At 65.9% G+C, this 13633-nt stretch carries 9 protein-coding genes; 7 read left to right on the forward strand and 2 right to left on the reverse strand.

What is annotated here, in order from left to right; genetic code table 11:
* Nucleotides 1–12: 12 nt before the first annotated feature.
* Nucleotides 13–1419, forward strand: a complete 1407-nt coding sequence (locus NTV05_15880; protein MCX6545879.1) for a TolC family protein — start codon at nucleotides 13–15, stop codon at nucleotides 1417–1419.
* Between the two features lie 54 nt (nucleotides 1420–1473).
* Here NTV05_15880 and NTV05_15885 read toward each other — a convergent pair whose 3' ends face one another.
* Nucleotides 1474–3093, reverse strand: coding sequence for a cbb3-type cytochrome c oxidase subunit I (locus NTV05_15885; GenBank protein ID MCX6545880.1), 1620 nt, complete (start codon nucleotides 3091–3093; stop codon nucleotides 1474–1476).
* Nucleotides 3094–3123: 30 nt separating this feature from the next.
* Nucleotides 3124–3690: a cytochrome C oxidase subunit II gene (locus NTV05_15890; GenBank protein MCX6545881.1), complete on the reverse strand. Its 567-nt coding sequence runs from the start codon at nucleotides 3688–3690 to the stop codon at nucleotides 3124–3126.
* A 187-nt stretch (nucleotides 3691–3877) separates the two neighbouring features.
* On the opposite strand from NTV05_15890, the gene NTV05_15895 reads away from it, so the two are divergent.
* From NTV05_15895 to NTV05_15920, 6 genes are all read left to right on the forward strand, one after another.
* Nucleotides 3878–5461: an L-serine ammonia-lyase, iron-sulfur-dependent, subunit alpha gene (locus tag NTV05_15895; GenBank protein MCX6545882.1), complete on the forward strand. Its 1584-nt coding sequence runs from the start codon at nucleotides 3878–3880 to the stop codon at nucleotides 5459–5461.
* A gap of 126 nt (nucleotides 5462–5587) precedes the next feature.
* Nucleotides 5588–7975, forward strand: coding sequence for a PAS domain S-box protein (locus NTV05_15900; GenBank protein MCX6545883.1), 2388 nt, complete (start codon nucleotides 5588–5590; stop codon nucleotides 7973–7975).
* 68 nt (nucleotides 7976–8043) lie between these two features.
* Nucleotides 8044–9345 (forward strand): 4Fe-4S binding protein, encoded by a 1302-nt coding sequence (locus NTV05_15905; protein MCX6545884.1) that lies wholly within the window; start codon nucleotides 8044–8046, stop codon nucleotides 9343–9345.
* A 198-nt stretch (nucleotides 9346–9543) separates the two neighbouring features.
* Nucleotides 9544–10158 (forward strand): thioredoxin family protein, encoded by a 615-nt coding sequence (locus NTV05_15910; protein ID MCX6545885.1) that lies wholly within the window; start codon nucleotides 9544–9546, stop codon nucleotides 10156–10158.
* A 27-nt stretch (nucleotides 10159–10185) separates the two neighbouring features.
* Nucleotides 10186–10503, forward strand: coding sequence for a hypothetical protein (locus tag NTV05_15915; protein ID MCX6545886.1), 318 nt, complete (start codon nucleotides 10186–10188; stop codon nucleotides 10501–10503).
* A 62-nt stretch (nucleotides 10504–10565) separates the two neighbouring features.
* On the forward strand, nucleotides 10566–13628 hold the full coding sequence (locus NTV05_15920) for a M14 family zinc carboxypeptidase (protein ID MCX6545887.1): 3063 nt from the start codon (nucleotides 10566–10568) through the stop codon (nucleotides 13626–13628).
* Nucleotides 13629–13633 lie beyond the last annotated feature (5 nt).

Below are 13633 nucleotides of genomic sequence, written 5' to 3' on the forward strand. Positions count from 1 at the left end.
TCGAGGTGACCGATGCTACAGAGAAACATACGCCGGCCGCGTTCTCGGCGGGCCGGCGCGGCGATGGTGGTGATGATCTGCGGCATGGCGACAGCCGTGCCCTCGAGGTCCGCGGCTCAAGAGCCCGGCGGCCCGCTCACGCTCGAGGCCGCCACCAGGATTGCGCTGGACCGGAACCCGGCCGACCGCGCCGCCCGGGAGGGCGTGGCCATCGCCCGGGAAGCGGTCGGCGAGGCGCGCGCCCCGTACTATCCGGAAGTGGGCGTGGCTTCCGGGTACGCCCGCTGGGAACGCCACGCGTATCTGCCCAGCGGGTTCTCCAGTCCCAATCTCGCATCGACCATCGGTCCGACCAACGACTGGTTTGCCGGGCTGACCGGGAGCTACCTGCTGTTCGACGGCGGCCAGCGGGCGGCTGAACTGCGCGCGGCAATGGCGCGGCAGGCCGGTGCGACCGACGAGGCGGCCCGGATTCGCCAGGACCTCGTGCTGGCCGTGCACCGGGCGTATTTTGGCCTCGGTGGCGCCCTTGACGCACGCGTGGTGGCGGATGAGAACCTGGCGAGGGCGGAAGACCACCTGCGGCTGGCGCGTGAGCGGCGCGCCGCGGGAGCCGTCGCCGGGGCGGATGTCATCCGGGCGCAGGTGGACGTCGCCGACGCGCGGCTGCGCCTGGTCCGGGCGCAAAGCCTGATTCGGGTTGGGGCCGGACAGCTCAACAGCGTCATGGGACTCCCCGTCGAGACGCCCGTCACCCTGACCGCCGACAGGGAACCCGTTGCTCCGCCAGACGATGTCGATCTGCCGGCGGCGTTGCGCGACGCGATTCAAGCCCGGCCCGTGCTCGAAGCCGCCCGTCAGCGGGTCAGCGCGGCCGCGTCCGCGGTCGAGGCCACCCAGAGCGTCTTTCGGCCGAAGATCCGTACCGATTGGGGCTACGGCCTGCGCGACAGCGAGTTCTTCCCGCGGGATCCCGACTGGTCGGTCGGCGTCAGCGTGCGGTGGTCCCTGTTCAACGGCTACGCGACAGAGCATCGCGTGGCGCGCGCCCGCCTGGAACAGGCGAAGGACCAGGCCGAACTCGCGGGCCTGGAACTCATCGTCCGCAACGAGGCGTGGTCGGCGTACTGGAAGTTGAAGGAGTCGTTCGAGGCCATCGAGGCGGCAGCTGTTCTCGTGACGGGCGCTCGCGACAGTGTGCGGGTGGCGACCGAACGCTACGCCGCCGGCGCCGGGACCGTGACCGAGATGCTCGATGCCGAGGCGGCCCTCGCCCGGGCTGAAGCTGCGCGCGTCGAGGCGCAGTGGGGCCACCGCGTGGCGCGGTCGACCTTCGCATGGGCGACCGGCCATTTGGCCGTCCCGGCCACGCCGGACAACGCGCCGCCGACCAGCGCGCGTGGCCGGTCTTGGCAATAGACCCTCGGACGCCGCCCGATGCAGCGTCCGAGATGGGCGCGGAGCACGGACCGTTCAGTTGACCGGCACGGGCTCCTTGGTGTCGAGCTTCGATGGCGTGAATATCAAGAGGACACCCTTCAGCCCGAGGCTCATGACAATGTTGTAGAAGAACGCCAGGAACGCGAGCAGCAACAGCGATCCGGAGAGCGCCGCGAGGACCATGTAGACGTTGAACTCGCCGTTCACGTACAGCGAACGTCGCAGCATGCCCTGCAATCCCGCCATGCCCATGAACGCGCCCATGCCGACGCCGCCGATCAGGTGGGCCCAGAAATGGAACACGGCGAGCTTGTCGCTGTAGAGTTTCGCGCCGTTGGTCACGATTGGGAAGAGCAGGTAGATGGCCGAATAGAGGGTCATCGTCAATCCGACGAGCACGGCGACGTGCACGTGCGGACCCACGATCCACTGCGTGTTGTGGAGGATCCGGTTCAATCCCAGGTCCGCCTGCATGATGCCCGCTGGAACAGCCAGCGCGAAACCAAGCAGACCGCCCAGTAGGAACTTGAGCGGGTGCGTCATCTTCAGCGGCCTGGCGCTCCACAACGTGACGAGCGTGATGAAGAAGGCGAGCCCCTGCGTGATCAGTTCGAACGCCGTCACCATCTCGCCGGACACCGTCTTGAGCATCTCGGGCTGCGCCTGGTCCGACATCAGGTGATGGGACCAGACGGTCCACGACACCACCAGTTCAACGAACAGGGCAGCACGGGCGACATTCTCCATGTAGAGCTTCTTGCCCGTGATGAGCGTGGCGAGGAGGTACCACGTGCCCGCCACGAAGATCAGCACGAGGCCGTCCGCAACAAGGTCCAGCCCCCACCAGAACCAGTTCTTGTAGAGCAGCGCGTCGATCGCGCTGTGTTTCAGATCGTAGCCGAACACGGCGGCGATCATGTACACGAGAATGAGCACGCCGGTGAACAAGATGACGGCGGCGTTGAGCGCGGTGTCGACGGTTCCGCGCGCGATCGCGGCAACCGGGAGCGAGACCAGATGTTCCGTCTTCTTCCTGGAGAAGAACGCCTGCAGCCCGCTCAGGCCGAGAGCCGATCCGAGGAGCGCGCCGACGGGCTGCTTGTCCCATCCGTCCGGGGTGTAGGTGATCGTCTTGAAGATGTTGACGACGAAGCACGAGGTCCCGACCATGACGAGCGCGATGCCGGTAATGAAGAAGATCCCGCCCCAGAGGCTGAACTGCGTGAAGTCCGCCGGGAGCGGCCAGTACAGCGTGTAGAGCGGCGCGTAGTGGGTCAGGAAGCCGGCGAACCAGAAGGTGAAGGTCCCGACGGCCAGGAGTCCGCACGTCCAGTTGGCCAGCGGGATGCTCCACAGGGGCTTCTTCATCAGGAAGGGCACGAGGAAGAGGAACGCGCCGAATACAATCGAGTAGCTTGACCCGAAGATCCCGACCAGGGGATGGGCCGTCATGATGGCGAAGAACTGCTCGGTCGACACCGTCGGGACCGGTCCGACCTCGTACAGCCGCATGATCATCCCTTCGACGACCGCGAAGCCGTAGTACACGAGGCCGACGACAATGAAGCGGAGAATCATCTTCTGCATCGGCGTGAGCGTGGCGGGTTTGAACGACGCCTGCTCGCCGTGGACGAGGGTATGAATGAAGCTCATGATGTGTCTCGCAAATTGATGGAGATTCGCTCAGTTGGCGCCGTTGTGGTCGCACGACACGACGACGACGTCCTTCAGGATCATGTTGATCCCCGCGGGGCCGGAGTACTCCGTGGAACGGATGGTGTACACACCGGGCCTATCGAACTGCCACAGGATGTCATTCCGGTGTCCTGGCACCACCTGCATCTGAAACAGCATCGAGTGGTCCTGGCGGAACAGGCCGAATCCGTACGTCAAGTCGTTCGACGTGACATTGAAGAGCACCTTGTCGTTGCAGGCGATAAGGAGCTTCTCCGATGGCAACTGGAACGCGTGTGACGCCACATCGATGTTAAACACCTTGTCCGGCGTGATGGTCGCCCGGTGCATGTCCATCGACTTCCACGGAATGGTGTAGTAGGTGATCAGATGCAGCGAGAAGCCAACGACGACGAGGAAGGCGACGAACGAATAAAAGAGCACAGGCTTCACGCCGCTGCTCTTCCCTTCCTGCGTCACTCGGTTCGCGAACCAGGCCATCACCAGCGTCATGGCGAGGACATAGAACGTGTAGGCCAGCGTCTGCCCCCAGAGGACGGTCGACGAATCAACCATGTCCATCTCTCCTTCAGAAGGTGGGGGCGCGAGTATCATAACTCCGGAGGCGCCCGAGCCGGCGCGAATGCTGCTCATCATGTTGCGGGATGCAGCAATTCCCTGGGACGCTTCCGCGGCGCCGCTCGTCGACGATGACAGAATCGTGAGTGTATGGGAGCCGGCAACGACGCCGATGGAGATCCCGATGCGTGCAGGTCCTCGTGTCAGTCGCGTCAGCATCCTCAACGATGTGCTCGGCCCGGTGATGCGCGGGCCGTCGAGCTCACATACCGCCGGCTCGTATCACATTGCGAAACTGGCGGCCGCGCTGCTGGGCGCGGTGCCAGCGGCGGTCGAATTCGCCTTCGACCCAGACGGGTCGTACGCGCAGGTCTACCGGCAGCAGGGCGTCGACCGGGCACTGGCCGTTGGTGTGATGGGCTGGAGCCTGACCGACGATCGGTACTTTGCGGCGCTCGACCTGGCCGCCGCGGGCGGCATCGAGATCCGGTTCGCCGTCCGGCCCCTCGCAACGCCCGATCACCCGAACACGATCGAGATCGCGATGCGCGGCGCGGACGGGGGGCGGCTGGCCGCGCGCGCCCGCTCGATTGGCGGAGGCGCCATTGAGATCGTCGAACTGGATGGATGGCCGGTTCGGCTGACCGGAGACGCCCACGAGGTCCTGGTAGACAGCCGACTCGCGGTTGCCGGCGCTGTCGTTGCGACGCTCGTGGCCGATGGGCAAGGAGCCGGTGATCCCGAGATCCTGGAGCGGGACGGGCGTGCGCTGGTCGTCGCGCACAGGCTCGCCGCGATCGACCAGCACACACGGGCGGCGCTGGCGGAGCTTGGCAGAGACGTGCGCGTGCGTGAGGCGCCGCCCCTCGCGTTCGTCAAACGGGGCCAGCAGTTGTTCGAGAGCGCGGCCGGAATGCTGACGCTGGCTGAGTCGAAGGGCTGGTCGCTTGGTCAGGCCGCGCTGGCCTACGAAACAGCATTGCTGGGGCTTCAAGAACAGGACATCGTCGACGAGGTCCTCCGCCGATTCGACATCATGCAGGCCGCGGTGCACCTTGGCCTCGACAAGGACGCGCCGCCGATGCAGGTGCTCGCCCCAAGCGCCCGCGCGATCTTCGACGCCGACGCCGCCGGGCGGTTGCCTCTTGGCGGCCTGCACACGCGGGCGGCGGCGCGGGCCATGGCCGTGATGCACGTCAACGGCGCGATGGGCGTCGTCTGCGCCGCGCCAACCGGAGGATCAGCGGGAGCGGTTCCGGGCGTCGTGGTGACCCTGGCAGAGGAGCGCGGGCTATCGAGGGATCGGGTTGCGATGGCGCTGCTGGCCGCTTCGGCCATCGGTGTCATCCTCGCGACGCGTGCCACGTTCGCCGCGGAAGTCGCCGGCTGCCAGGTGGAGATTGGCGCGGCCGGCGCCATGGCGGCCGCCGCGGTGGTCGAGGCGGCGGGCGGCACGGCAGCCCAGGCAGCCAACGCTGCGGCGATCGCGTTTCAGAATTCCATGGGATCGGTCTGCGATCTGGTGGGCGGGATAGTGGAAATTCCCTGTCACACGCGCAACGCGGTGGCCGCCTCCAGCGCCTTTGTCTGCGCGGACCTGGTCGTAGGCGGCTACGTGAATCCCATTCCCCTCGACGACACCATCGATGCGGTGTATTCGGTGGGGCAGATGATGCCGAGCGAACTGCGATGCACCGCGAAGGGCGGCCTGGCGGTCACGCCTTCGGCCTTGCGACTTGTCAGCACCGCCCGCGCCGTGCAACAGTAGCGGGGACATTCGCTTCAACACGTGAAACCTCCAGAGACAAAACTTCCCGTTCTGTCCCCACGCGGGTGGGTAGGGCGCCTCCTCATCCCCCAACCCCTCGCCGGCCTCGATCTCGCCGCGGTTGGGGTGGGCCTGCAGATCCTCACGGTCCTCGCCATCCTGATCCCGATCTCGCTCGCGCTGGTGATGCCCGACACGTACGGGCGCCGGGCCGTGGTGATCGCGCTCATCGCGACGGCGGCAGGCATTCCGATCATTGTGATGAGCCGGCGCGGACACGTCGTCGGCGCGGGAACCTTCGCGCTCACCGCCATGTGGTGCATCCTGACCGGAGCCTGCGTGACGGCCGCGGGGATCCACAACCCGGCGTTCAACGGCTACATCATCGTGATTGCCGCGTTCGGCCTGTTGCTTGGACGGCGCGCTGCCTACACCGCCGTCGCTGCCAGTCTGGTGTCTGGGCTTGTGCTGCTCCTGCTCGACGCCAACGGCTTTATTCCCGAGCGCGTCTACACGCCCGCCGCGGTCTGGGTCTTCAACGCCATCTTCTTCATCATGGCGGCCGGCGTCCTCGACCTGGCGACCAGGCAGGTCACGTCATCATCGGAGCAGGCAGAGCGCGAGAGCACGGAGCGGCAACAGACCGAGATCCAGTTGCTCGAGAGTGAGGAACGGTTCCACCGGCTTGCCGACGCCACCCACGAAGGGATTGTCTTCAGCGAACATGGCATCGTGATCGACGCGAACCAGCAGTTTGCGGCGCTGCTCGGCTACCAACTACGCGAGATCGTCGGAAAGCGGGTGACGGACACGGTCGCGCCGGAATCGTTCGACGCGGTGAGCGCCGGCATCCTCGCGGGTTCCGAAAAGACCCACGAAGCCATGCTCGTACGCAAGGACGGATCCAAGATTGACGTCGAGGCGTGCCCCCGCATGGTGCCCTTCGAGGGGCGCCAGATTCGCGTCACCGCGGTTCGCGACATCACCGACCAGAAGCGGGCAGGAGAGGAACGACTCCGGCTGCTGTCGGCGATTGAACAGGCCGGAGAGATGTTCGTGATCTGCGACCCCCGCGCCCTGGTCCAGTACGTCAATCGCGCGGTCGAGCACTGCACCGGGTATCGAAGAAGCGCGATTGTCGGACACAACGTGGGCCTGATGCTGGGCGCACACGAGGACGACGCGGTCTATCAGACCCTGCGGAGACAGGTCGCCGCGGGACAGCCGTGGATCGGTCGCCTGACGTGCCGGCGCAGGGACGGGTCGCCGTACCAGGCCGACGTGTCAATCGCTTCAGTGCGGTCCGCCTCAGGGGAGATCGTGGCGGTGGTGGGGGTGGGGCGTGATGTCACAGACGACCTGGTGAAGGAGGAAGAACGCCGGCAGGCGCAGAAGATGGAGACCATCGGCCGGCTGGCCGGCGGCGTCGCGCACGACTTCAATAACCTGCTGTCACCCATCCTCGGATACGCGGAGCTCCTGCTGACGGAGCTTCCTGCCGATCACCCGCACCGCGAGCCGGTGTCCATCATCCATGCCGCCGCCGACCGGGCCAGACATCTCACGCAGCAACTGCTCGCCTTCGGCCGGAAGCAGATCATCGAGGTGTCTCCGGTCGATCTGGCCCAGGTCGTGCATGATTTCGAGCCGATCCTCCGGCGCACGATCCGCGAGGACATCGACATCATTCTCCGCCTGTCGCCGGAGCCGACGATCATCGAGGGCGACACGAGGCAGGTCGAGCAGATCCTGATGAACCTCGCCATCAACGCGCAGGACGCGATGCCACACGGCGGACATCTTTCGATCGAAACGGCGGGGGTGACACTGCCAGAGTCGGGGCCAGGGGCGCATCCGGACTCTCCCCAGGGCGCCTACGTCAAGCTCAGCGTGGGTGACACGGGATCCGGAATCGATCCTTCCATCATCCCGCACATCTTCGAGCCGTTCTTCACGACAAAGGAAACGGGCCGGGGGACAGGGCTTGGTCTGTCCACCGTGCACGGGATCGTCACGCAACTCCACGGACACATTCGCGTCGAAAGCACCGTCGGCGTGGGAACGCGTTTCCACGCCTTGCTGCCGCGGATCGAAGGGGTGGTCGCGCCGGTCCTTGAACGGACTGGCGCGACCGCCGCTCAGGCCGGCCACGAAACCATCGTCGTGGCCGAAGACGACGACATGGTGCGCGGGCTGGTCTGCGGCGCGCTGAGGCGGCGCGGATACAAAGTGATCGAGATCGCGCAGCCGGAACAATGCCTGGCGTTGCTCGAAGCGCACGAGGCCGTCCCCGATCTGCTGCTGACCGACGTCGTGATGCCGAAAGTGAACGGCCGGGAACTTCACCTCAGGCTCTCGGCCCGATATCCTGGCCTGAAGGCGGTCTACATGTCAGGGTACCTGGACGACGTAATCGGCGACCACGGCGTGCTCGAGGAGGACGTGAGCTTCATCCAGAAGCCGTTCTCGATTGAGGCGCTCACGGCGAAAGTCCGAAACAGGCTCGAACACTAGCGACAGCGATCGCGGCGGGCCGCGGGTCACTCGCAGCGGCGCGCCGAGGCCGGGCGAAGGAAAGCACGATGGGCCATCTGGTCGGCAAGGACGTCTATCGGGCGCTTGGCAGGAAGATCGACGGCCTGACGCTCAGGGCTCCCTGGAACGACACCTTCCACGCACTCCTGAAGGAACTGTACTCGGCCGAGGAAGCAGACCTCGTCGTCCGCATGCCGTACCGCCCCGCCACCATTGAGCACCTCGAACGCACGACCGGCTACCCGCGCGCCACGCTGGAGCGTCTGCTGGAAGGCCTGTGCATGAAGGGGCTGATCATTGACGCGCACCTGGGGGGCCAGTACCGGTACATCGTGTCGCCGCTGGCTGTCGGGATCTTCGAGTTCACGATGATGCGGAGCGGGGAAGGGGTCGACCACAAGGCCTGCGCCAGGCTGTTCCACGACTACATCTCGAACGGCGGAGTATGGGCGGCCAATCTCAGCGCAGGACAGCAGTTGCAGTTGATGAGGACGGTGCCGCACGAGCAGACCGTGGCATCAGCCGATCACGTCGAGGTGCTCGATTACGAAAAGGCCGTATCCATCGTCGAGTCGCAGAAGCAGTTCGCCGTCGGCATCTGTTCGTGCCGTCACGAGAAGTCGCATCTGGGACTCAAGCGGTGTGAGGTGCCGCTGGAGACCTGCACGTCGCTGGGAAGCGGGGCCGACTACCTGGTGCGCCGCAAGCTGGCCCGCCCGATCGACAAGAGCGAGATGCTCGACCGGCTGAGCCAGGCGCGCGACATGCGGCTGGTGATGAACGCGGACAACGTGCGGAGCCATGTCGGCTTCATGTGCCTGTGTTGCCGGTGCTGCTGCAATATGCTGCTCGGCGTCAGCCAGTTCGGCTACCCGCACATGCTGGTGACCTCCAACTATCTGGCGACGTCGGACGACAGCACCTGTGACGGCTGCCTGAAGTGCAAGAAGGCCTGCCCGATCAACGCGATTTCCATCGAGCGGCTGGCCAAGCCGGCGGGCAAGAAAAAGGCGCGGCCCGTGGTCGACGAATCGATCTGTCTCGGGTGCGGCGTGTGTGCGCTCGCCTGCAGCACGCAGGCGATGAAGCTCCGCGCCCGACCGCAGCGGATCCTCTACCCGGAAGCCACGTTCGAAAAGATCATTCTGCAGGCCCTGGAAGTCGGCACGCTGCAGAACCTGCTGTTTGCCGAGCCTGAACGGCTGACGCACCAGTTCCTGCGCGCCTTCGTCGGGGCCTTTCTGCGTCTGCCCCCGGTCAAGAAGGCGCTGGTTGGCAAGACGCTGCGGTCGCGGTTCCTTGGTGCGTTGGCATCGGGGGGCAACGGGGTGGAGGCTCGCCCGTCGTAGGCGCGCGTCCAGTCCGGGTGATCCTCGATTGGGCGGTGTCGTTCCCTAGCAGCCCGTGGTGCAAGTCAGTCTGCATTCGACCGACTTCCACCACGGGCTGCTAGGGCCTGCACCGGTGCACTCGGCGACACCCCAATCCGCCCGCTGTGTTATGCTGCGCCCCATCCGGAACACCTGCGCACCGTGATGAGGAGTCCCATGACCCTACCCCTGTTATCGCTGTTGCTGGCGATGAGCGGTCAGACCCCGCCGCCGCCCCAGCAGCCACCGCCGACCGTGGCGCCGGCCGTGGTCCAGAAGGCCCCGCCCGCGCCGCGCAAGGTATACAACGAGACCGCCGACGCGAAGGCGCAGATTTCCACCGCACTCAAAGCCGCTGCCGAGGACGACATCCGGGTACTCATCAACTGGGGATCGAACGACGATGAGTTGTGCGCGAAATTTACCGAGGCGCGGCGTGCCCCGGAAGTGTCGAAGCAATTCACGGACCACTACAAGCTGGTCTACGTCGATGTCGGCCACGTGGACAAGAACCTGGACCTTGCGAAGTCGTTCGGCGTGACGCTGGCCGCGGGCGCGCTGCCTCATCTCACGGTGCTCGACGCGAAGGGCAGAGTGCTCGCGCAGGCGTCGGGCAAGGGATTGGTCAGCGATGCTGAACCTGTCGGATTCGACGCGAAGAAGACGGTGGCGTTTCTGACGAAGAACCAGGCACCGCCTCCGCCCGACGCGGTGGCGACGTTCGCAGCGGCGCTGGCCCAGGCCACACGCGAGACCAAAGAGGTGTTCCTCTGGTTTGCGGCCCCGTGGTGAACGTGGTGCCACAGGCTGGGCGCCTGGATGGCGTCCCCGGACGTTGCACCGCTGCTGGCAAAGGAATTTGTCAGCGTCAAGATTGACCTGGATCGCGCGCCTCGCGCCAGCGATCTTGCGAAGCGCTACCAGACAAAAGAGGAAGGGCTGCCGTGGATCGCCATCATCGACGCCGATGGCAGGGAGATCGCCAACGCCACCGGCCCTGAGGGCAATGTCGGGTTCCCGGCCAAGGCGAGCGAGTACGCACACTTCAAGACGATGCTCGATAAGGCGAAACGGTACCTGACCGACGCAGACATCGCTGCTCTCATCGCGTCGCTCGAGGCCGCCAACAAGAAGTAGGCGAGACCCGGGTGGGCCGGTCGGTTTGATGGGCATGACGGGAGGCTGATTCGATGAACGGAATGCGTAGAACTTTCGGAATCGTCGTGATGGGGCTCGTCGCCGGCGTGCTGACGCTGGGAGCGAGCGGGCAGTCGGCGGCTCCCCAGAGCCGGCCCGCCGCGGCACCGGTCCAGAAGAACGATGACGACTACACAAAGCGGATTCTGGACAACACCCCGGACAAGCGGATCCTGACCGAACTGGTCGATCACATGCCCGTGTCGGCCAATGTGCCGTCCCCGCTGAAGTTCCTCGGCTACGTGCCCGGCGAGAACAGCCGCCTGACGTATCACAAGGACATCGTCGCGTACTACCAGGCCCTGGTGAAGAGCACCGGGCGGGCAACGATGTGGGAGATTGGCAAGACCGACGAGGGACGCCCGATGGTTGCGCTGGCGATCGCCGATGAGGCGACCATCAAGGCGCTCGGCAAGTACAAGCAGATCACCGCGCAGTTGTCCGACCCGCGCAAGCTGTCCGAAGCTCAGGCGAAACTGCTCATCCAGACCGGCAAGCCGATCTACTACACGACGGGCAGCCTCCATTCGGGTGAAACCGGCAGCCCGGAGATGCTGACCGAACTGGCGTTCCGGCTGGTGGTGGAAGAAACGCCGTTCATCAAGCAGATTCGCAACAACATGATCGTCGTCATCACGCCGGTGGCCGAGGTCGATGGCCACGAGCGGCAGGTTGACAACCGGCGGGCGTCGGACGCGGGCCAGCCGCAGCCGGGAATGACGTACTGGGGCCGGTACGTCGCACACGATAACAACCGGGACGGCATCGGCAAAGGGCTCGTCCTCACCCAGAACATCCTCAAGGCGTTTCTCGATCTGCATCCGCAGGTCATGCACGATCTGCACGAATCGGTGACGCTGCTTTACACCTCGACCGGCACCGGCCCGTACTATCCGGAGGTGGCCCCGATCCAGGTCAGCGAATGGTGGTGGCTCGCCGAGACCGAGATCATGGAGATGACCAAGCGCGGCGTGCCGGGCGTGTGGACGTACAACTACTACGACGGCTGGGTACCCAATTACATGTTCTGGATTGGCGTCACCCACAACTCGATTGGCCGGTTCTACGAAACGCAAAGCTACGGCGGCGGCGGGCGGGGAGGCGCGCCGGCTGCGGCCCTCGGCCAGACGATGGCGGGCGCGGCGCCGGCGGGTGGACGGGCGGCTGGTGCGGCCGTTTCGGCAGTTCAGGCACCAGGTACTCCGGCTGCGGCCGGCGGACGGGCTGTCGGCGGCGGCCAGAGCCGCGAATGGTACCGCCCGTTCCCTGTGCCGCCAGAGGGCGTGCAGTGGAGCGGCCGGGCCAACATCAACATGCAGGAGTCGGCCATTCTGATCGCGATGAACGCGGTGGCGAAGAACCGCGAGATGTTCCTCGAGAACTACTACCTCAAGAACAAAATGATGGTGGAGCAGGGCCGGACGCGCGCGCCTCATGCGTACGTGATTCCCGCGCAGCAGCGCCGGCGCATTGACGCGGCGGACTTCATGAACTTCCTGCGCCGCGAAGCGGTCGAGATCCACACGGCCACCGCGCCGTTTGCTATCGGCAAGGTCCAGGTCGCCGCCGGCGACTACATCATCAGGCTCGATCAGCCGTACGGAGGGCTGGTCAACACACTGCTTGGCGTGCAGTGGTATCCGGAGGCGAATCCCCGGCCGTACGACGACACCGGCTGGTCGCTGCCGCTGCTGCGCAACGTGCAGATGTTCAAGGTGGACGACAAAGCCATCTTTGACAAGCCGATGACGCTCGCGACGTCAGACTTCAAGGCGGCGGGCACGATCACGGGCACCGGCGGCACCATCGTCATCGACCACACGACAGACAGCGCACTGGCGACCTTCAGATTCGCCAATCCGAAGATCAGGATGGCGGCCGCCGAACAGCCGTTCGATCTGGCCGGCCATCACTTCGCCGCGGGAGCCTTCATCGTGGCCGGTTCCAATCGGGCGGTGCTCGAACCGCAGATTCGTGACTACGGCCTGCTGGCGTGGGCCACCGACCGACCGCCCAGCGTGCCGACGCACGACCTCGATGTGCCGCGCATCGGGTACGTCCATTCGTGGTCCAGCACGCAGGACGAAGGCTGGGTGCGGATGGTATTCGACAAGCTCAAGGTGCCCTACACGTACTTCGGCGACAACCAGCTGCGGCAGGGCAATCTGCGTGCGAAGTACGACGTGATCGTCTATCCCAACGGCCCGGTAACCGTGGATGGCGGAGAGATTCCCGCCGGCGGGACACCGCTGCCGTACAAGAAGACCGATCTCACGCCGAACATCGGCACCGCGCCCGATCAGACCGACGACCGGCGCGGCAGCCTCGGACGCGACGGGCTGAAGGCGCTGGAAGCCTTCGTGCAGGAAGGCGGCGTGCTGATTGCCGAAGGCACCGCGGCGACGGTGTTTCCGGAATATCGTCTCGTTCCCGGCGTGACGATTGAACAACCCTCCGGTCTCTATGCGCCCGGCTCCGTGCTCAAGGCGCTCATCGGCGACAGGACCAGCCCTATCCTCTACGGTTACGACCAGAACGCAATCGGCGTCATGTACAAGGGCGGGCCGGTGCTTGCGCTCGGCGGTGGCGGCGGGCGGGGTGATGGCGGCGGTCGCGGCGGGACGTTGCCGGCCGGCGTGGGTGGCGGCAATCTGCAGCCGATGGCGGCGCCGCCGAGGTTGACGACGCTCGACGCGCCGCCTTCCGCGGCAGCGGCCATGGCCGAGGGTCGCGGCGGCCGTGGTGGCGGCCGCGGTGGTGGCGGTGGACGCGGCGGGTTCGGCGGGGCCGCAGCGGTCGCACTTCCGCGAGTGCTGCTGTCGTTTCCAGCCGATCCGAACGACCTGCTGCTCTCAGGCGAGTTGGTCGGCGGCGACAACCTCACGGGGCACCCGGCGCTCGTCGATGCGCCGCTTGGCAAGGGGCACCTCGTGCTGTTCGGCGTGCGGCCGTTCTGGCGCTACGAGACGCACGGCAGCTTCTTCTTCGCCCTGAATGCGATGCTCAACTGGAACGACCTCGACGCCGGGCGGAAGGCCGCTGGCGCGCCAACAGGGGATCGCTGAACTTC

The organism is Acidobacteriota bacterium (genome assembly GCA_026393755.1).
In the GTDB taxonomy this organism is placed as follows: domain Bacteria; phylum Acidobacteriota; class Vicinamibacteria; order Vicinamibacterales; family JAKQTR01; genus JBAXOX01.

Excerpts from the sequence above, each read along its gene's own strand:
- NTV05_15880 (MCX6545879.1), top strand. The coding sequence starts at position 13 with ATGCTACAGAGAAACATACGCCGGCCGCGTTCTCGGCGGGCCGGCGCG.
- NTV05_15885 (MCX6545880.1), bottom strand. The coding sequence starts at position 3,093 with ATGAGCTTCATTCATACCCTCGTCCACGGCGAGCAGGCGTCGTTCAAA.
- NTV05_15890 (MCX6545881.1), bottom strand. The coding sequence starts at position 3,690 with ATGGTTGATTCGTCGACCGTCCTCTGGGGGCAGACGCTGGCCTACACG.
- NTV05_15895 (MCX6545882.1), top strand. The coding sequence starts at position 3,878 with ATGCGTGCAGGTCCTCGTGTCAGTCGCGTCAGCATCCTCAACGATGTG.
- NTV05_15905 (MCX6545884.1), top strand. The coding sequence starts at position 8,044 with ATGGGCCATCTGGTCGGCAAGGACGTCTATCGGGCGCTTGGCAGGAAG.
- NTV05_15910 (MCX6545885.1), top strand. The coding sequence starts at position 9,544 with ATGACCCTACCCCTGTTATCGCTGTTGCTGGCGATGAGCGGTCAGACC.
- NTV05_15915 (MCX6545886.1), top strand. The coding sequence starts at position 10,186 with ATGGCGTCCCCGGACGTTGCACCGCTGCTGGCAAAGGAATTTGTCAGC.
- NTV05_15920 (MCX6545887.1), top strand. The coding sequence starts at position 10,566 with ATGCGTAGAACTTTCGGAATCGTCGTGATGGGGCTCGTCGCCGGCGTG.